At 72.0% G+C, this 17,863-nt stretch carries 15 protein-coding genes; 6 read left to right on the top strand and 9 right to left on the bottom strand.

The features are described 5' to 3' along the window. The first annotated feature begins 12 nt into the window (after positions 1-12). Entirely contained in the window at positions 13-636 is a 624-nt protein-coding gene (locus OG210_RS08335) for an isochorismatase family protein (RefSeq protein ID WP_328330955.1), read from the top strand. Beyond that, on the top strand, positions 633-2,519 hold the full coding sequence (locus tag OG210_RS08330) for an anthranilate synthase family protein (protein WP_328330957.1): 1,887 nt from the start codon (positions 633-635) through the stop codon (positions 2,517-2,519). The genes OG210_RS08335 and OG210_RS08330 overlap by 4 nt, the downstream gene beginning before the upstream one ends. A gap of 116 nt (positions 2,520-2,635) precedes the next feature. Here OG210_RS08330 and pcaB read toward each other — a convergent pair whose 3' ends face one another. Genes pcaB through OG210_RS08305 form a run of 5 tightly spaced genes read right to left on the bottom strand, consistent with a single transcriptional unit; the run spans position 2,636 to position 9,373 of the window. Beyond that, positions 2,636-4,027 carry a 3-carboxy-cis,cis-muconate cycloisomerase gene (gene pcaB / locus OG210_RS08325; protein ID WP_371535585.1) on the bottom strand — a complete coding sequence of 464 codons (1,392 nt, stop codon included), beginning with the start codon at positions 4,025-4,027 and terminating at the stop codon, positions 2,636-2,638. Between the two features lie 25 nt (positions 4,028-4,052). Further along, a complete protein-coding gene (locus OG210_RS08320) occupies positions 4,053-6,032 on the bottom strand; it encodes an FAD/NAD(P)-binding protein (RefSeq protein ID WP_371535582.1) in 1,980 nt (659 codons plus the stop codon). Continuing rightward, complete coding sequence (locus OG210_RS08315) at positions 6,029-7,240, bottom strand: FAD-dependent monooxygenase (protein WP_371535579.1); 1,212 nt, start codon at positions 7,238-7,240, stop codon at positions 6,029-6,031. The genes OG210_RS08320 and OG210_RS08315 overlap by 4 nt, the downstream gene beginning before the upstream one ends. Positions 7,241-7,242: 2 nt before the next feature. Continuing rightward, positions 7,243-8,811 (bottom strand): class I adenylate-forming enzyme family protein, encoded by a 1,569-nt coding sequence (locus OG210_RS08310; RefSeq protein ID WP_371535577.1) that lies wholly within the window; start codon positions 8,809-8,811, stop codon positions 7,243-7,245. Positions 8,812-8,830: 19 nt separating this feature from the next. Next, a complete protein-coding gene (locus OG210_RS08305; protein ID WP_328330967.1) occupies positions 8,831-9,373 on the bottom strand; it encodes an SRPBCC family protein in 543 nt (180 codons plus the stop codon). 173 nt (positions 9,374-9,546) lie between these two features. Between OG210_RS08305 and OG210_RS08300 the strand changes: the two genes are divergently transcribed. Then, on the top strand, positions 9,547-11,130 hold the full coding sequence (locus tag OG210_RS08300; protein ID WP_371535574.1) for an MFS transporter: 1,584 nt from the start codon (positions 9,547-9,549) through the stop codon (positions 11,128-11,130). A gap of 106 nt (positions 11,131-11,236) precedes the next feature. Here OG210_RS08300 and OG210_RS08295 read toward each other — a convergent pair whose 3' ends face one another. The 4 genes from OG210_RS08295 to OG210_RS08280 form a co-directional block, all read right to left on the bottom strand. After that, complete coding sequence (locus OG210_RS08295) at positions 11,237-12,067, bottom strand: class I SAM-dependent methyltransferase (protein WP_328330971.1); 831 nt, start codon at positions 12,065-12,067, stop codon at positions 11,237-11,239. 182 nt (positions 12,068-12,249) lie between these two features. Beyond that, positions 12,250-12,741 carry a DoxX family protein gene (locus OG210_RS08290; protein WP_371535570.1) on the bottom strand — a complete coding sequence of 164 codons (492 nt, stop codon included), beginning with the start codon at positions 12,739-12,741 and terminating at the stop codon, positions 12,250-12,252. A 198-nt stretch (positions 12,742-12,939) separates the two neighbouring features. Further along, on the bottom strand, positions 12,940-14,502 hold the full coding sequence (locus tag OG210_RS08285; RefSeq protein ID WP_328330975.1) for a 4-hydroxyphenylacetate 3-hydroxylase N-terminal domain-containing protein: 1,563 nt from the start codon (positions 14,500-14,502) through the stop codon (positions 12,940-12,942). A gap of 38 nt (positions 14,503-14,540) precedes the next feature. Further along, positions 14,541-15,200 carry an NAD(P)H-dependent oxidoreductase gene (locus OG210_RS08280; RefSeq protein ID WP_328330977.1) on the bottom strand — a complete coding sequence of 220 codons (660 nt, stop codon included), beginning with the start codon at positions 15,198-15,200 and terminating at the stop codon, positions 14,541-14,543. A gap of 349 nt (positions 15,201-15,549) precedes the next feature. Between OG210_RS08280 and OG210_RS08275 the strand changes: the two genes are divergently transcribed. From OG210_RS08275 to OG210_RS08265, 3 genes are read left to right on the top strand one after another with little or no spacing between them, the layout of a single operon-like run. Next, positions 15,550-16,869: a Rieske 2Fe-2S domain-containing protein gene (locus tag OG210_RS08275; protein WP_328330979.1), complete on the top strand. Its 1,320-nt coding sequence runs from the start codon at positions 15,550-15,552 to the stop codon at positions 16,867-16,869. Between the two features lie 35 nt (positions 16,870-16,904). Then, the gene (locus OG210_RS08270) at positions 16,905-17,390 is read left to right on the top strand and encodes a nuclear transport factor 2 family protein (RefSeq protein WP_328330981.1); all 486 of its coding nucleotides are present in this window, start codon (positions 16,905-16,907) and stop codon (positions 17,388-17,390) included. Then, complete coding sequence (locus tag OG210_RS08265) at positions 17,390-17,662, top strand: ferredoxin (protein ID WP_328330983.1); 273 nt, start codon at positions 17,390-17,392, stop codon at positions 17,660-17,662. Before OG210_RS08270 ends, OG210_RS08265 begins: the two co-directional genes overlap by 1 nt. Positions 17,663-17,863 lie beyond the last annotated feature (201 nt).

Genomic DNA, 17,863 nt, shown 5'->3' with positions numbered 1-17,863 from the left:
AAGGAGATGGTCATGGCAGGAATACCCCCCATTGAGCCCTACCCGATGCCGGCCGCGGGCGACCTGCCCGAGAACGTCGCCGGGTGGGAGGCCGACCCGGACCGGGCGGTACTGCTCATCCACGACATGCAGCGCTACTTTCTGCGCCCGTTCCCGGACACCGTCCGCAAACAACTGGTGCGCAACACGGCGCAGCTCCGGGAACACTGCGTGAGCCTCGGCATGCCGGTCGCCTACACCGCCCAGCCGGGCGGGATGACCGACGACGACCGCGGTCTGCTCAAGGACTTCTGGGGACCCGGTATGCAGGTCGACCCCGCCGACCGCCGGATCGTCGACGAACTGGCGGCGGCGCCGGACGACTGGCAGTTCACCAAGTGGCGCTACAGCGCCTTCTTCCGGTCGGACCTGCGCGAGCGCATGGCGCGGCACGGCCGCGACCAACTCGTCATCTGCGGTGTGTACGGACACGTCGGGGTGCTGATGACCGCGGTCGAGGCGTTCACCCACGACCTCCAGACGTTCCTCGTCGCCGACGCGATCGGGGACTTCTCCGCGGACCACCACCGGATGACCCTCAGCTACGCCGCCCAGCGCTGCGCGGTGGTCACCACGGTCAAGGAGCTCTGCGCATGACCGAGCCCACCACACCCGCGGCACAGGACCTGCTCGACCTCGTCCTGTCGCCGCGGCCACCGGCGTTCGCGCTGATCCACCGCCCGGAGCGGACCGACGGCACGGTCCTGGACGTCCTCGTCGGCGAGGTGTCCGAGGTGGCGGCCCTGGCCGACATCCCGCTGCCCGGACGGGCCGCAGGCCCGGGGCACGCCGTGCTGGTGATGGTGCCGTTCCGGCAGCTCGCCGAGCGGGGCTTCGCCTGCACCGACGACGGCGAGCCGCTGCTCGCGATGACCGTCACCGCACAGGCCGCGGTGCCCTGCCACGAGGCGCTGGCACACCTGCCCGACCTGCCGACCCGCCTCTCCGGCGAGCACTTCGACATCTCCGACGACGCCTACGCCGACCTGGTGCGTACGGTGGTCAGCGAGGAGATCGGCCGGGGCGAGGGCGGCAACTTCGTCCTCAAGCGCTCCTACGTCGCGGAGATCACGGACTACACGCCCCGGCACGGCCTGTCGCTGTTCCGCCGGCTGCTCCAGCAGGAGAGCGGCGCGTACTGGACGTTCATCGTGCACACCGGCGACCGGACGTTCGTCGGCGCCACCCCGGAGCGGCACATCAGCGTGCACGGCGGCGCCGCGGTGATGAACCCGATCAGCGGCACCTACCGCTACCCGCCGAGCGGCCCGGACCTGCCGGAGGTGCTGTCCTTCCTCGACGACCGCAAGGAGACCGACGAGCTCTACATGGTCCTCGACGAGGAGCTCAAGATGATGGCCGGGATCTGCGACGGCGGGGGCCGCGTCGTCGGCCCGTACCTCAAGGAAATGGCCCGGCTGGCGCACACCGAGTACTTCATCGAGGGGCGCACCACCCGCGACCCCCGCGAGATCCTCCGGCAGACGATGTTCGCCCCCACCGTGACCGGGAGCCCGCTGGAGAACGCCTGCCGGATCATCAACCGGTACGAGCCGACGGGCCGCGGCTACTACAGCGGGGCCGTCGCACTCATCGGCCGCGACAGTGACGGCGACTGCACGCTGGACTCCGCCATCCTGATCCGCACCGCCGACATCGACCGGGGCGGCCGGCTCCGGATCGGGGTCGGGGCGACCCTGGTCCGCCACTCCGACCCGGCGTCGGAGGTCGCCGAGACGCGGGCCAAGGCCGCGGGGCTGCTCGCCGCGTTGCAGGCCGACCGGCCCGCGCGCCTCGCCGACGACCCGCGCGTCCAGGCCGCGCTGGCCCGCCGCAACACCGGCATCGCCGACTTCTGGCTGACCCACGCGGACCGGCGGAAGAGCCCCTGGCCCGAGATGCGGGGCCGCCGGGTGCTGGTGGTCGACGCCGAGGACACCTTCACCGCCATGCTGTACCACCAACTCGGCGCACTGGGCCTCGATGTGACGGTGCGTCGGTTCGACGACCCGTACACCTTCGACGGATACGACCTGGTCGTCATGGGCCCGGGTCCTGGCGACCCGCTGGAGGCCGGACACCCCAAGATCGACCGGCTGCGCGACGCGATCGGCCGGCTGCTGGCGGAGCGGCGGCCGTTCCTCGCGGTGTGCCTCAGCCACCAGGTGCTCAGCGCCCGGCTCGGGCTCGATGTGATCCGCAAGGAGGTGCCGAACCAGGGCCTCCAGCAGGACATCGACCTGTTCGGCCGCCCGGAACGGGTCGGCTTCTACAACTCCTTCGCCGCCCGCAGCGACGACGACAAGAGGGAGTGCCCGGGGACCGGTGTGGTGGAGATCAGCCGCGATCCGGTGACGGGGGAGGTGCACGCGCTGCGCGGGCCCCGGTTCGCCTCGGTGCAGTTCCACGCGGAGTCGGTGCTCACCGTCGACGGCGTCCGGATCACCGCCGACCGCATCGGTGAAGTCCTGGGGCACTGACGTAAGAAGAAGTCCTGCGGCAGTGACGTACGAAGGGGACGGCGGAAGGGGGCCCGCCCTCGGCGAGGGCCGGGGCGGGCCCCCTTCCGGGGCGGCGTCCGCGGGACGCCAAGCCCTCACTCCTTCAGGGCCCGGTCGACCAACGGCCCGGCGGCGCCCGTGTAGTGGGCCGGGTCGCACAGCCCCTCCAACTCCGCGGCGGTCAGCAGCCCGTCGAGATCCGGGACCTCGGCGAGCACCGCGGACAGGGGGCGGCCGGACCGTTCGGCGGCTGCGGCGGCCTCGGTCAGCAGGTCCCGTGCGGCGGCCCTGCCGAGGGTGCCGCCCAGCACGGCGGCGATCCGTTCCGAGACGATCTGCCCCCCGGTGAGGGCGAGATTGCCGCGCATCCGGTCCGGCCGCACCTGCAGCCCTTCGGCCAGCTCCACCGCCGTGTGCGCCGATCCGCCGGTCAGCCGCAGGCACTCGCGCAGCAGCTGCCACTCCGCGTGCCAGCCGCCGGCCGACCGCTCGTCCTCGACGGACAGGCACTGCGTCAGCCCGGCCGACAGCACCGGGACCTGGAGCGCCGCGCTCCGCATGAGCGTGGCGAGCACCGGATTGCGCTTGTGCGGCATGGCGGACGAACCGCCGCGGCCGGGAGCCCCCGGCTCGGTCAGCTCCGCGATCTCGGTACGGGCGAGGGTCTGCACATCGAGCGCGATCTTGCCCAGCGCGCCGGCGGTGAACGAGAGCACGGCGGCGAGGTCCGCGACCGGGGTGCGCAGCGCGTGCCAGGGCAGCCGCGACCGGGCGAGCCCGGTCTCATCGGCGAACGCGCCGGCCAGGGCGTCGGCGTACCCGCCGGGGTCGGCCGCACCCTCCGTGCCCGCGTGGGTGAGGTAGCCGGCGAGGGTGCCGGCCGCTCCGCCGAGCGCCACCGGCAGACCGTCCCGCAGCACCCGGTCCACCCGTTCGGCGGCGTCCAGCACCAGGCTCCGCCAGCCCGCGGCCTTCAGCCCGAAGGTGGTGGGCACCGCGTGCAGGGCCAGGGTCCGCCCGGCCATCACGGTGTCCCGGTGCCGCCCGGCGAGACGGGCCAGCGCCTCCGCCGTCCGCCCGAGGTCCCGCCGGACCAGGCGCAGCGCCCGGCCGGCGACCAGCATGGCGGCGGTGTCGAAGATGTCCTGGCTGGTGGAGCCCAGGTGCACATACCCGGCGGCGACGGGGTCGTCGGCGGCGACGACCGCGGTGAGCGCCTTCACCAGACCCACCACCGGATTGGCCGTTTCCCTTGCCTGTACGGCGAGTTGGCGCAGGTCGAAGCGGTCGGCCCGGGCCGCGGCGGTGATCGCGGCGGCGGCCGGCGCGGGCAGGGTGCCCAGCCGGGCCTGGGCGCGGGCCAGGGCCGCCTCGGCGTCGAGCATGGCCTGGAGCCACGCCCGGTCGCCGACGGCGGCCTCGACGGGTGTGCCGGCCCGCACGGGTGAGAGCAGGCCGGCATCGGGGTCGGGCGGCGGCGTCGTCATAGGGAACTCCCGTCATATCGGCACGTCATATCGGCACGCCCGTCAGGTCGGTCGGATCGCTCACCTGGCCGGCCGCGGCCGGTTCACGTACCACCGGCGGCACGGCGAGGAGGGCGCGGGCGATGGCGTCGGCGTCGCCGAGGGTCACCGAGTCGACCCCGGGGCGGATACCGGCCGCGGTGACCCAGTGCACCGCCTCGGTGGGGACGCCGTAGGCGAAGCGGCGCGGGTGGGCCTGCCCGCGCGCGTCGAGCAGCCGGTAGGGGCGCTCGGTGACGGCGAGCCCACCGGTCTCGTGGCTGCCGCCGTGGGCGTCCGGGACGCGGTAGGCGGCACACTGCTCGGTGCGCAGCAGATGGAGCAGGAGCGGATCCGCGGTACGGCGGAGGTCGGGGGCGGGCAGCCGGGCCTCGATGAGTACCCCGGACCGCACCGCCGGCCCCGGGGCGAGGGGCGAGTTGGCGACGAAGCCCGGTGTGGCGGTGTCGATGCGCACCTGGGTGCCGGGCCCCAGCAGGTCCAGGACGCCCGCCTCGATCAGGGCGATCATCTCCTCGACGCGTGACACCGGCGGGCCGATGGAGAGGAAGGCGTTGAGCGGGGTGTACCAGCCGTCGAGCTCGTCCCGCTGCGAGTTGCCCTCCAGACCGCCGTGGTCCACCGCGAGCCGGATCTCGTTGCGCAGGTCGCGGAGCACGTCCAGAGCGGCCTTCAGCGGGCCGCTGACGTTGCCCGCCTTCGCCTCCGCCACGTCCCGGGCGAGATACGCCAGCAGCCAGCTCCGGAACTCGGCACGCCCGCCGAACTCCGTACCGGCGCAGGGATTGGCGATCCGCTCCCAGTCCCACCGGTCCGCAGGGGCGATGCCGTGGGCGTCCAGCACCCGGGCCCGCTCCGCCCGGTCGGGCAGCGCCACGTACTGCTCCGAGAGTGCGTCCCCCTCGGCCTGCCGCCCCCGGGACGCCAACAGGGCGCCGTAGTAGACCGCTTCCACCTCCCGGGAGATCAGCGGCCACAGATCGGTGCCGAAGCGGACCCGGCCGCCCGCGCGGGTACGGCTGCGCAGCCCGTCGAGGAATCCGGGTGTCAGCAGCCGGGACCGGTACCGGCCGAAGGCGCCCTTCTCGTTCTCCCCGCGGGCGTGGTGGGGGACCCCGCGGCGGGAGAAGGCGTGGAGCCGGGGCTCCTCCCCGGACGGCCGGTACCGCAGCCGGCCGCCGTCGCGTACGAAGACGCCGCCGCGGCCGGCGGTGAGCAGCGCCAGGTGGTCGAAGAAGTTCAGCCCGAGGCCGCGCAACAGCACCGGGCGGCCCGGCGCCACCGCGTCCAGATCGGTGTCCGCGGGGTTGCCGGGCGGCAGATAGGTGAGGTGATGGATGCGGGCCAGGCTGGCGGTCCGCTCCTCCCGCGGGGTCAGCCGGGCCGGGAGGTGGCCCTGGGCCAGCACCACGGCGTCCAGGTTGTCGAGCCGGGTCCGGTTCTCCAGCCGGACCCCCTGCGCGCCGCCGGGCAGGCCGTGGGTGTCGGCCATGGCCACGGCACGCGACCGGTGCACCTGGACGCGCACCTGCCCGGGGGCGCGGGAGACCACCCGCCGGAAGGCGTCCCGGAGGTAGTGCCCGTACAGGGCCCGGGTGGGGTACGAGTCGGGGCCCAACTGCCGTGCCTCCGCGAGGATGTCCTCCTCGTAGTCGGCAGGCGAACCCAGCAGCGCCACGTCCTGTGCCCAGGTGTGGAGGCTGGGGCCCGGCTCGACCGGCCCGTCGGCCCGCACGCTGGCGTCGGTGTACACGGTGATCTGCGAGGCCACGGTGTTCGCCAGCAGATGCCGGGACTGCCCGGTCCGCCAGACGGCGCCGGCGCCGGGGGCCTCCGGGTCCACGACGTGCACGGTGACCGCGGGGAGCCCCGGGGCGTGCCGGGCGTTGGCGCACAGCCGCTCCAGGACGGACAGGCCGCGGGGACCGGCGCCGATGATGCACAGCTCCAGGTGCCGGCCGGTCACCGGGCCTCCTCCTGGTGGGGGAGGGCGGGTGGTGCGGCGGTGAAGTCCCGTGCGCCGTGCATCCACGCGAGGTGGTCGTGCAGGTCGGCCGGCGACATCCCGGACAGCGCCGCGTTCCTGGCCGCGGCCGCCTCCCCGGCCGGGTGCCAGAGCGCGATGCTGGCGCGGGAGATCCGCTGCACCGCCGCGGTGCGGTCGCGCCGCAGCCGGTTGTACTCCGCGAAGCACCCGGCGAAATCCGCTCCGCCGCCGTCCAGCAGGTCGCCCAGTACCACCGCGTCCTCGAGTGCCTGGCAGGCGCCCTGGGCCGCGTAGTGCAGCATCGGATGGGCCGCGTCCCCGAGCAGGGCGACCGGGCCGTCGGTCCAGTTGTCGACCGGCGCGCGGTCGATCAGCACCCAGGACTTCCAGTCCTCACCGAGGGCGAGGAGCTGCCGCGGTGTCCTGTCGAGCACCATGAACAGGTCGTGGACGACGTGCTCCCCCACCGGGACGCCGGCGAGCGCCCGGGTGGCGCCACCGTCGTAACTGGCCGCCAGGTTCAGGTACTTGCCCCCGGCGATCGAGTAGTGCACGAAGTGGCACCGGGGCCCCGCCCACCACGTCACGGCGTTCCACCGCAGCTGCTCCGGCACCTGGTCCATCGGGATGACCGCGCGGTACACGGTGATGCCGGAGACGCGTGGCGGACCGTCGCCGACCAGCTGTCCGCGGAGCGCGGAGTGGATACCGTCCGCCCCGATCAGCGCGTCGCCGGTGATCCGCTCGCCGCTGTCGAGGACGGCTGTCGCGGATGCGCCGTCGTGCTCGTACCCGGCGACCGACCGGCTCGGGCACAGCTCGACCCGCGCCGCGTCGCGGCAGGCCGCGAGCAGCAGCCCGTGGAGCTCGCCGCGGTGCACGACCACGTACGGGTTGTCGAACCGCTGCCGGTAGCCCTCGGTGAGGGGCACGCTGGTGACGTGCTCACCGGTGACGCCGTCCATCAGCCGCAGCTCGTCCACGTGCACCGCGTGGGCCCGGACCTCGGCGCCCAGCCCGAGGCGGGCCAGGGCGTGCATCCCGTTCGGCGCCAGCTGGAGCCCGGCGCCGAGTTCGGCGAAGTGCTCGGCGCGTTCGAGTACCACCACGTCGTGGCCGCACCGCGCGATGCTCAGCGCGGCGGCCAGCCCACCGATGCCGCCGCCTGCGACGACTACCTTCGCCATGGCTATCGGCCCCGGTTCCCGTTGCTCAGAGCCGCTGCCAGCTCCAGCCGCTTGATCTTGGTGGTGGCGGTCTGCGGCAGGTCGGCCTGGGACCACTGGACAGGCTCGGCCATCGGGGCCAGACCGGCCGTGGCGCGGGCCCACGCGATCATGTCGAGCGGTTTGTTGTCCCGGGTGCACACCACCGGGACCGGCGCGCCGTCAGGGCCGGGCACGATGATGACCTCCACCAGCTCGTCCAGCGCGGAGAAGAGGGCGTCCTCGGCGGCCAGTGTGCTGCCGAAGCCGGGGATGACATCGACCTCGCGGTCGAGCAGGTGCAGACAGCCCCACCGGGTGCGGTAGCCCACGTCGCCCATCCGCCACCAGGTGTCGTGCTCCTGCTGGGCGTACCGCTCGGATTCGCCCAGGTACGTCAGGACCCTGCCGTTGGTGCGGACCTCGATGTATCCGGGGGACGACTCGGACACCGGCTGCCCGTCCTGGCTGACCACCCGGACCGTGGTCATGCCGGGGAACGCGTGCCCGACACAGCGGCCGTCGGCGCCCTTGCCGCGCCAGCGGGTGAAGATCCGTCCGACCACCGGTCCGGCCTCGCTCTGGCCGTAGAGCTGGGCGAAGACCGGCATCCGGTGCCGGGAGGCCCGCAGCATCCGCCGCACGGTCCGGGGGTGGATGGCGTCGAAGGTACTGCTGAAGTACTTCACCTGTGCCAGCGGCCGCCGCGGGTCGTCCGCCAACTCCTCCCACCGCATGAACGTGTTGGGGTGGGCCTCGACCACACCCGGGCGCAGCCGTGCGAACAGGTCGGCGGCCCGCCGCGGGTCGTCGTCGGCCAGCAGGACGAGCGGGAAGCCGCGCAGCAGCGCGATGGCCATCGCGGTGAAGAGCCGGGAGTGCACGAAGGACACATGCATGGCCACCGGGCGCCGCTTGCGGACCGGGGCGACCGCGGCGGCCTGCGGCCGGTAACGGGCCTGCAGCGTCCATCCGGTGTGCACGGCCAGCTTCGGGAGGCCGGTGGTGCCGGACGTGTGAGTGATCAGTGTCGGATGGTGGGCGGACATGGCGACCGGCGCCACCCGCTCCGCACCGGCCAGGTCGTGCAGCCGCAGGGCGTCGGGGTGGTCGCCCGCGGCGAGCAGCACCCGGCGTGCGTGCCCGAAGACCGCGGCGGGCAGTTCGCCGTCCAACTTGGCCTGGTCCGTGACGAGATAGGGCCGGTCGACCCGGCGCACCAGCTCGGCGACGGTCGCGCCGTCGAGCTTCGGCGACAGCAGCACCGGAACCGCGCCGATCCGGGCCACCATGCAGGCCAGCAGGGTGATGTCGAAGCTGTTCGTCTTGTAGACGACCACCCGGTCCCCCGCGCGGACCCCGGCCGCCCACAGCCGGGACGCGAAGTCGTCGACCAGGTCCGCTGCTTCGGCGACGGTCAGCCGGCGGCCCATATCGGGTGCCAGGTCCAGATCGTGGTCGAGGGCCACGACGTTGGCCGGATGGCGGGCGGCCGCCCGGTCGAAGAGCGTGCCCAGCCGGATTCCGTGATTTCCCACTCGTTGCAGCAGCATGTTCCGCCCCTCCGCCCGGTCACGCCTTCTCGACGATTGCCTTGACGCGGCGCAGCGTGACCTGAAGGTCGCCGGCCAGTTTCTCGGTCCAGTCGGCGAAGAACTTCTTCCTGGTGGCCTCGTCCATCTCCGCGGTGATCCCCCGGATCCCCTCGGTCGCGGTGCCCATGCGCAGCCCGTGCACCAGGACGCAGCCGTCGCCGTCCGGCGCGATCTCGTACGACCAGACGCTGTCCTGCGGGGTCCCGGTGCTGTCCCGCATGGCCCAGCGGAAGACTCGTCCGGGCTCGGCGGCGACCACCTGTGACTCGGTGCGCCAGGTGCCGCGTACGACGGGCGCCCACGCGACGACGTCATCGGCGCGCAGGTTCTCGCCGCGGAAGACGGCGCCCACCGTCGCCGGCCGGCCGGACACCCACGCACCGCCCGTGCACTCCGGGCTCCACTCGGTACTCCGCGGCAAATCGCTGACCACCGCGTATACCTCGGCTGGCGTCGCGGCGATCTGTATACGCGCCCGGACATCGAACAACAGCGGGCTCTCGGTATTCGTTGGGGTCATGGGTCCGAATTTCGTGCGGGTGCCGCCGACAGTCAAAGAAGCAGCCGTGGGTGCGTCAAGTCGGCCTCTCCTATACGAGTTGACGAAGCATCGGGCTGTTTTCCCGCGTGCGGTGGCGCCGGTGGGCGCCGGTGCCAGAATCGCCAGCGAGCGATTCGAGGAGGCCCCGCCCGATGGAACGCCGATGGTGGACGCTGCTGGTGGTGTGCGCGTCGATGTTCATGCTGCTGATCGACGTCAACGTGGTCGTCGTCGCCCTGCCGGACATCCAGCACGCGCTCGACGCGGGCTTCGGCAGCCTGCAGTGGATGACGGACGCCTACGCCCTCACGCTGGCCGCGCTGCTGCTCACCGCAGGATTCCTCGCCGACAAGTACGGCAGGCGGCGGCTGTTCGTCATCGGCCTGGTGGTCTTCACCGGCGGCTCGCTGCTCTGCGGCCTCGCGCCGAACGCGTCGATGCTGGTCCTGTGCCGCGCGGTGCAGGGGATCGGCGGCGCGATCCTGTCGGCCACTTCCCTCGCCCTGCTCGCCGGGTCCTTCCAGGGCAGGCAACGGGGGGTGGCCTTCGGTGTCTGGGGCGCGGTCGCGGGTGTCGCGACCGGTCTGGGTCCGGTACTCGGCGGCGTGCTCACCGGCAGCGTCGGCTGGCGGGGGATCTTCCTGGTGAACGTGCCGGTCGGTATCGCCGCGCTGGTCATCACGGTGTGCAGGGTGGACGAGTCCCGCGTCCCGCGGGGCGGCCGGATCGACTGGCCGGGCGTGGTGACCCTGACCGCCGGGCTGTTCAGTCTGGTCTACGGGCTGATCACGGCGAGCGGAACCGGCTGGGGCGGGCACGGCGTGCCCCTCTGGCTCGGCCTGGCGGCGCTCTGCCTGGTGGCGTTCGCGGTGATCGAACTGCGGGTGACGGAGCCGATGTTCAGCCTGTCGCTGCTGCGCATCCCGACCTTTGTCGGCGGCTCGGTGGCGGCCTTCGCGATGAACGCCTCCCTGTACGCGGTCTTCCTCTACCTCGTCCTCTATCTGCAGAACGGCCTCGGCGGCAGCCCGCTGGTCACCGGCGTACGGCTGCTGGCCGGTTCCGCCTTCACCTTCGTCGCCGCCTTCGCCGCCGGCCGGCTGAGCAGCCGGGTGCCGGTGCGGTGGCTGATCGGCCCGGGTCTTGGCCTGGTGGGCGCGGGACTGCTGCTGATGCGGGGCCTGACCGCGGGGTCCGACTGGACCCATCTCATACCCGGGCTCGTCGTCTCCGGCATCGGCGCCGGCCTGGTCAATCCGCCGCTCGCCTCGACGGCGGTGGGCGTTGTGCCGCCGCAGCGGTCCGGGATGGCCTCGGGAGCCAACCAGACCTTCCGGCAGATCGGTATCGCGGTCGGGGTCGCCTGCTACGGCACGGTCTTCTCGGCGTCCCTGCACACGACGCTCCAGCAGCGGCTGGCCGGAGTGCCGGCGCTGCGCGGCCAAGCCGGGCAGATCGCCGGCGCGGTGCACCGGGGAGTCGCCGATCACGCGGTGGCACTCGCACCGTCGGACGTCCGTGGCGTGCTGGCCGACGCGATCCGTACCGGATACGCCGACTCCCTCAACGCCGTGCTGCTCGCCGGCGGTCTGCTGGCACTGGTGGGCGGCGCGCTGGCCACCGTACTGATCCGCAGCCGGGACTTCGCCGGCCCCCAGCCGCCGCGGGCGGAACCGGCGGAACCGGCGGCGCCTGCGGGCAAGCCGGGCACCGGGGTACGAGGGCAGTACAGCTAGGGGCCTGTCGTCAAAGTGCGGCCAGAGCTCAGAGCTCAGAGCTCAGAGCTCAGGGCCCGTCGCCAAGGTGCCGCCAGACCCCAGCTCCGGGCCCCAACTCCAGCCCCTAGCTCCGGGCCAGCAGGAACGACTCGCCGACTTCCGGCAGCAGACCGTCCGGGCGCCCGGTGAAGTAGCGCTCGGTGAGGTCCGCCGTCGACAGGTGCCGCACCTCGCGGAAGCCGGACTCGCGCGCCAGCCGAAGCATCTCGTCGGCGGTGAAGCAGCTGCGGAACCGGATCGGGTGCCGCGGCTTCCCGCCATCGGCGGTGACCGTCTCGGGCGGCAGCAGGAAGGTCATGGCGAAATCGGAGCCCGGGGCCGTCTTCGCCGCCTTGGCCAGGGTGTCCGCGACCGCGTCCTTGGTGAGGTACATGCTGACTCCGGTACTCGCCAGCACCGCCGGCCGGTCCGGGTCGAAGCCGGCCTCGACCAGCCGCTCCCACCAGTCCTCGTCCGCCTCGAAGTCGACCGGCACCATCCGCAGCCACTCGGGTACGCCGTAGCCGAGCTCGCTCAGCCGCTTCCGCTTCCACTCCTGCGGGCCGTACTGGTCGATCTCGAACACCCGCATCTCGGCGGCACGTTCCGGCTGCCGCTGGGCGAAGGTGTCCAGACCGGCGCCGAGGATCACGTACTGCCGCACGCCGTCGGCGAACCGTTCGGCGACCAGGTCCTCCACGAACCGGGCCCGGGCGACGACGCCCGCGCGGAACCCGCTGGTGGCGTTCCTGCCCATGTCGGGGCGGCGGCGCCAGTTCTCGCCCGGCCCGACGAGTTCCAGGCCGATCTCGTCCTCCAGGACATACGGAGGCTCGTCGACCTGGACGTGCATGGCCCGCCACAGGGCCACTCGCGCGGCTGTCGACTCGGGCGCGATGGTTCGCTGGGCAGGCATGACGTACTCGCTCTCGGTTCGGGGTCACCGATCACGTCAGGGCAGGCACCGCGCCCGCGCCGTCCGTGAGGGGGCGGATCCACCCTGCCCGGACGGTGTTCCGGCCGCGCGCACCACCCTGCCGCGTTCACCCGATGGGATGACGCTGCCCGGCTCCCGCGCGGGAGCCGGGCACCGTGAGATCACTTCTGTTCGTCGCGGAGCAGACGCCACACGGCCGTCCCGGTGGTGACGCCGAGCGCGAGAGCGCCCAGCCCCCAGGCGGGACCGGTCCGCTCGCGGCCGAGCGCGCGGTCGACGGAGAGCGACCCCGGGCCGTCCCAGGCCAGGCAGGTCGCGGCCGTGGCCAGCACCAGCGGGTACTCGTAGCCGCCGTTCTCGGCCCACAGGCCCTGCCGCCGGTGCACCGCCGCGGCGTTGACCATCTCCCCGATGAGGGCGGACGCGGCCAGCGGGGTGGCCGTCCCGGTCACCAGGCCCACACCCGCGGCCAGTTCGGTGACTCCGGCCAGGGTGGCCATCACCCGGCCGTTGCGGTAACCGAACGACTCGAAGGTCTCCGCCGTCCGCTCGTGGCCCGCGCCGCCGAACCAGCCGAACAGCTTCCGGCCGCCGAAGCCGATGGCCAGTCCGCCGACGACGCCCCTGATGATCAACCGGCCCGTGCTCGCCATCGTCGTCCTTCCGTGTTCCCGGCCGCGCCGGGAATCGAGGTGTCCGCCGTGCGCCGGCCGGGAAGTGGCCGGAGGCTGTGAGGGGTCCCTGCACTACGAGTGCAAGGACCCCTGAATGCTAATACCCAGGCCTCCGGGCCGCCCGGTGATCGTGGTGTGCGAGTGGGGAGATTCCCCGCTCGCACACCACGGCGGCCACTACGACGACGGCTGGCTCTTCGCCGGGTACATCCCGGTGAGCGGCTTGGTCGGCTGCGGCGGGGCCGCCATTTCCAGCACCTCGGGCGGGAGCGGGATGTCCAGGCTCCGGTCCGAGCCGGCCAGCGCCCGTTCGACCGCCCGGTGGATCTCGCTCTTGTCCGCGCCGAGGTAGAGCCCGGCGGTCAGCCGCACCGGGTCGCCGCTGTAGTAGTTCACGTACTGCATGAGCCGCTGGCCGAACCCGTCGCCTGCCACGTCCCAGGCGAGCTTGAACAGCCGGACCCGCTCCTCCGCCGGGACACCCGGACGGCCCCGCACGAACCGGTCGATGAACGGGCGCAGTTCCTCGTTGGCGAAGTCCCCGCCGGACGGCGCGTAGAAGAAGTTGCCCGCCGCCAGGATCTGGATGACCTCGACCATCCGGCGGTGCGTCGGCGCGGTCTGCATATGGAAGGCCATGATCCCCGGCAGGTACGGCACCCAGGTGCCGTCCGGCAGTGGCGCGGCCATGGCTTCGGCGCCGTAGAACAGCGTCCGCAGGGTGTCGAGCCGGGAGATCAGGTCACCGAGCTTCTCCTGGACATGCAGGAAGTTGTCGATCCCGGTCGCGTCGGCGATCTTTGTCGCGATGCCGCACAGCAGCTCAAGCGAGGCCAGGCTCCGGGCGCCGTTGACCACCAGGACGCTCGGGTCGCTGCCGAGCACCCGGTTGACCAGATCACGGCTGCCGGGCCGGCCGTCGACGACGACCCGGTCCCACGGGACCAGCACGTCGTCGAAGACGGCGATGCAGTCCATCTCCTCGAACCGGCTGCTGAGCGGGTGGTCGAACTCCGTCCGGCCGGCCGGTGCCACCGGTTCGCGGCAGATGAACTTCAGCCCTGGTGTGTCGATGGGGACCGTGAACACCACCGCGTAGTCGTCGTCGCCCGGGGCGATGCCCCCGAAGGGGACGACCACGAGCTCCTCCGCGAACGGTGCCATGGTGCTGAGCATCTTCGCGCCGCGGACGACGATTCCCTCGTCGGTCTCCCGTACCTTCCCCAGGTGCAGGAACGGGTCCTCCTGCTGGGACGAGGTCTTGGACCGGTCGATCGCCGGGTTGATCAGCACATGCGTCATGAAGAGGTCGTTGTCCCGCACCCGCTCGTAGTACCGGCGGGCGTTCTCGCCGAATCGCTCGTCCAGTTCACCGAACACCGGGGCGTTGGTGTTCCAGCCCAGGACGAAGGCGTTCATGAAGTCCGGCGTCCGGCCCATCATCCCGAAGGTGTGGTCGGCGCGGAGCTGGAAGTGCCGCCGCTTGGCGACCAGTTCCTCCTTGGTCCGGCACGGCTGGAACGAGCGCGACAGCCGTTCGCCCGTCGTGGGGGACACATAGGTGCAGACGTCGACGTACCGCGGGTCCAGCTGGAGGTCGTACTGCTCCGCGATGGTCCGCAGCGGGCCGGCGAAGACCGGCTCCTCGGTGACGTGCGCGATGCGGCGGCCGTTGAGATAGATCTCGGGGTTGAGCGACTTCAGGTTGTCGAGGTACTGCCTACCCGTGCGTGCGGGCACGATGTCCTCCTTGTCGGGCGGTGGGTGGGAGTTACGGCTCAGCCGGGGAAGGCGCCCTCGCGCTGGGCGAGGTCCCGGCCCGCAGCGCGGGCCTGTTCCTCGGCGGTGATCCGGATGCGAGAGGCCAGCTCGGTGAACCGGTCCAGCGCCGGATCGAATCCGACGAGGGTCAACTCGCGTTCCACCACGGTGAGTTGCAGATTCCAGACATCGCTGAAAATGCGGCGCATCCAGCCGATGGCGTGGTCCCAGCCGTCCCGCGGGGTCCCCGGCCCGTAGGCGCCGCCCCGGGCGGTCAGCAGCACCGCCGGCTTGCCCGTCAGCGGTTTGTCCCCGCTGGGGGCCATCCGCGGATCGGTGATGACGAGGTCCACCCAGGTCTTCAGGTGCTGGGAGACACCGAAGTTGTAGAGCGGCGCCGCGAGGATCAGGGCATCGGCGGCGATCAGCTCGTCGGCCAGCGACGCGGCCAGCGCCACGGCGTCCCGTTGCTCGGGTGTGTGCCGGTCCGGGGGAGCGAACTGGGTGGCCACCGCGGCGGCCCAGGCGGTCGGCGGCAGCGGGGCCTCACCGAGGTGGCGCCGGACCACCGGCACGTCCGGGGCGGCGGCGCGCCACTCCTGCTCCACGAGGTCGGCGAGCGTGCCGGTGCTGGACTGGGTGCCGAGGATGCTGGTGTCCAGCCGGAAGAGAGACATCACGAACTCCGAGGTCGGGTGGGTGCGGGCGCGTCGGGAACATCAGCCCCCGCCCCTGCGGGCGGCGTCCGCGAACGGCTGGAGGCGGCTGGTCGGTGTTCGCCTGCGCAGGTCGATGAGCAGGGCGATGCGCAGGTCGATGCCCCGTCCGAGAGTCATCGGGAATCCGTTGCCTGTCAATGAAGGCGGGAAATGTTCCAGGGGTTTGTCCGACTGGGAAATTTCCCCAGTCGGACAAGGGGGTCCGGCGCTTCGCTGATCATTGACGATGAACTCACGCGGTTGCCACAATCGTCACGAATCTTGTGCGGGCATGCCGACGTTCGCGTGCCCATATGGAGGTCGCAACATGAAGTTGAGCCCGGATTTTCGCACCGATCTCGCCACGGGGGTGGTGGACCGGGAAATCTACACCAGCGAGAAGATCTTCGCGCTGGAGAAGGAAAGGATATTCGCCCGGAGTTGGCACTATGCCTGCCTCACCCGCGACCTGAAGAAGCCCGGCGATTACTTCACGGTTTCCATCGCCGACCAGCCGGTGCTCGTGATACGGGGCAATGACGGGGAGATCCGCGCGTTCCACAACGCCTGCACCCACCGCGGTGCGGTCCTGACCGGCGAGCGGTGCGGAAACCAGGGCCAGGTCCTCAAGTGCATGTACCACGCCTGGTCGTTCAACCTGAAGGGCGACCTCACCGGCGTGCCCTACGAGGAGGGCTACGGACCGGACTTCGACCGCGGCGCGTACGGCCTGAAGCCGGTGCACTGCGACACCTTCGAGGACCTGGTCTTCGTCGCGCTCCGGCCGGCGGTGCCGTCGCTCACCGACTTCCTCGGCGAGATGAGCGACCACCTCGCGCCGTATGTGCGGGGCATCGAGCCGATCGGCCGCAACAGCTGGATCTACCAGGGCAACTGGAAGTTCTGGCACGAGAACTTCCAGGATGACTACCACGCCGAATTCACCCACCGCAGCATCCGCGACCTGCTGGCCGGCACCACCGCGCGCGGCTGGAACTGGGGCGCGTCGCCGGGGCACTCGGTCCTCCAGTGGGCCTTCCCTCCGCTCGACCCGCCGAAGTACGCCCGCGCCCTCCAGCGATTCAGCGGCGTGGACTTCTCGGACGGCACCATGCCGGTCGGCTGGAGCAGCATGCTCGCCCAGGGACCGCCCGGCCCGCCCGAGGGCTTCGAGGGCTTCGAGGGCGGCGGACCGCCGGAGGGCTTCGGGGGCTTCGAGGGCGGCGGACCGCCGGAGATCCGGCAGGAAGTGCTCGCGCTCTTCCCCAACCTCGACGTCCAGCCCGGCCCCAAGGACACCCCGCGCGGCATGAAGGCGGGGTACATCCAGACGGTCACCCCGCTCAGCGTCGACAGCGCCCGGGTCGACATCACCGTCTACTCGGACATCGAGGACGACGAGGCGACGCGCCAGGAGCTGCTGGAGAACCTCGCCGACACCCAGGGCTCGTGGGGCAAGCTCAGCTGCGACGACACCGAGGCGGCGGCCCGCTGCCAGATCGGTGTGCGCGGTGAGGGCGGCCAGTACAACCTCTTCACCCGCGGGGTCGCGCCCGGCCGCGGCGGTGAGGGCGCCGACGTACGCGACGAGTACTCGCAGCGCGAGTTCTTCCGGGTCTACCAGCAGTACCTCCAGGACGAGTCGTGAGCAGCCCGACGACGGAAGGAAGGCGCGACGCCGCCATGTCCACAGTGGTAACGGCCTCACCCGGCCTGCGTAGCGAGGTCGAGGACCATTACGTGTCCTACGCCCTGACGATGGACGACAAGCGCCCCAATGACTGGGTCGGCCTGTTCCTCGGCACCGGGCTGTACGCCGTCGGCACGCACAACAACGTCTCGACGACCGGCATGTGGTGGTACACCGACCGGGGACTGGGCGCTCTGAAGGAGCGCGCCGCCTACATGAACGGCTATCTGCGCCACAACCCGACCCGGACCCTGCACACCGTCACCAACGTGCGCGCCCGGGAGACCGGGGACGGCCTGATCAAGGCCGAGGCGTATGTCGTCCTGTACGTCACCGACCGCATCGAGATGTCCCGCTTCCATGTCTGCGGTCGCTACGACGACGTCCTCACGCGGACGGACGACGGGCTCCGCTTCGTCGAGCACCGCGTCGTCCTCGACCCCGAGACCCTGCCCGGCAACATGGGCGTACTGCTCTGATGCCGCTGCGCCGGGAGCAGGGCGGGGAGAGGCGGGTGGCGCGCGTCGAGGTGGATCTGACCCGTTGCGCGGGGTACGGCCACTGCGTGGACGCCGCTCCCGAGGTCTTCCGGATGAGCGACGTCGCGGAGGTCGCCGAGGTGCTGCGGTCCGAGCCAGGACCCGAACTGGCCGAATCCGTACGCGAAGCGGCGCGGGTCTGCCCCGCCAACGCGGTGTTCCTCTTCAAGGACCGGTCGCCGGGCCCGGACGGGGGCGAGCCGGCCGGTTGAGCGGGTGACCCCCCGCTGCCTGGGCTCCGCCTGGGCTCCGCTCGATGTCAGCGCGTACGTCATGCCCGATGGCACCCCTTGACCGGGGGCCATCGGGCATTTCGTGTGTCCGGTCGCGGTGCCCGTACCGAAGCCCCCGGGCGCCGTGCCACTGGGCACGGCGGACCGGGGGCTTCGGTTCAGGAGTGCCGGCGCCCCATG

The organism is Streptomyces sp. NBC_00466, from assembly GCF_041433995.1.
In the GTDB taxonomy this organism is placed as follows: Bacteria; Actinomycetota; Actinomycetes; order Streptomycetales; family Streptomycetaceae; genus Streptomyces.
This window is presented reverse-complemented; position numbering and strand designations above follow the sequence as displayed.

Coding starts and splice junctions, on each gene's coding strand:
- OG210_RS08335 (WP_328330955.1), top strand. CDS start 13: ATGGCAGGAATACCCCCCATTGAGCCCTACCCGATGCCGGCCGCGGGC.
- OG210_RS08330 (WP_328330957.1), top strand. CDS start 633: ATGACCGAGCCCACCACACCCGCGGCACAGGACCTGCTCGACCTCGTC.
- pcaB (WP_371535585.1), bottom strand. CDS start 4,027: ATGACGACGCCGCCGCCCGACCCCGATGCCGGCCTGCTCTCACCCGTG.
- OG210_RS08315 (WP_371535579.1), bottom strand. CDS start 7,240: ATGGCGAAGGTAGTCGTCGCAGGCGGCGGCATCGGTGGGCTGGCCGCC.
- OG210_RS08310 (WP_371535577.1), bottom strand. CDS start 8,811: ATGCTGCTGCAACGAGTGGGAAATCACGGAATCCGGCTGGGCACGCTC.
- OG210_RS08305 (WP_328330967.1), bottom strand. CDS start 9,373: ATGACCCCAACGAATACCGAGAGCCCGCTGTTGTTCGATGTCCGGGCG.
- OG210_RS08300 (WP_371535574.1), top strand. CDS start 9,547: ATGGAACGCCGATGGTGGACGCTGCTGGTGGTGTGCGCGTCGATGTTC.
- OG210_RS08295 (WP_328330971.1), bottom strand. CDS start 12,067: ATGCCTGCCCAGCGAACCATCGCGCCCGAGTCGACAGCCGCGCGAGTG.
- OG210_RS08290 (WP_371535570.1), bottom strand. CDS start 12,741: ATGGCGAGCACGGGCCGGTTGATCATCAGGGGCGTCGTCGGCGGACTG.
- OG210_RS08280 (WP_328330977.1), bottom strand. CDS start 15,200: ATGTCTCTCTTCCGGCTGGACACCAGCATCCTCGGCACCCAGTCCAGC.
- OG210_RS08275 (WP_328330979.1), top strand. CDS start 15,550: ATGAAGTTGAGCCCGGATTTTCGCACCGATCTCGCCACGGGGGTGGTG.
- OG210_RS08270 (WP_328330981.1), top strand. CDS start 16,905: ATGTCCACAGTGGTAACGGCCTCACCCGGCCTGCGTAGCGAGGTCGAG.
- OG210_RS08265 (WP_328330983.1), top strand. CDS start 17,390: ATGCCGCTGCGCCGGGAGCAGGGCGGGGAGAGGCGGGTGGCGCGCGTC.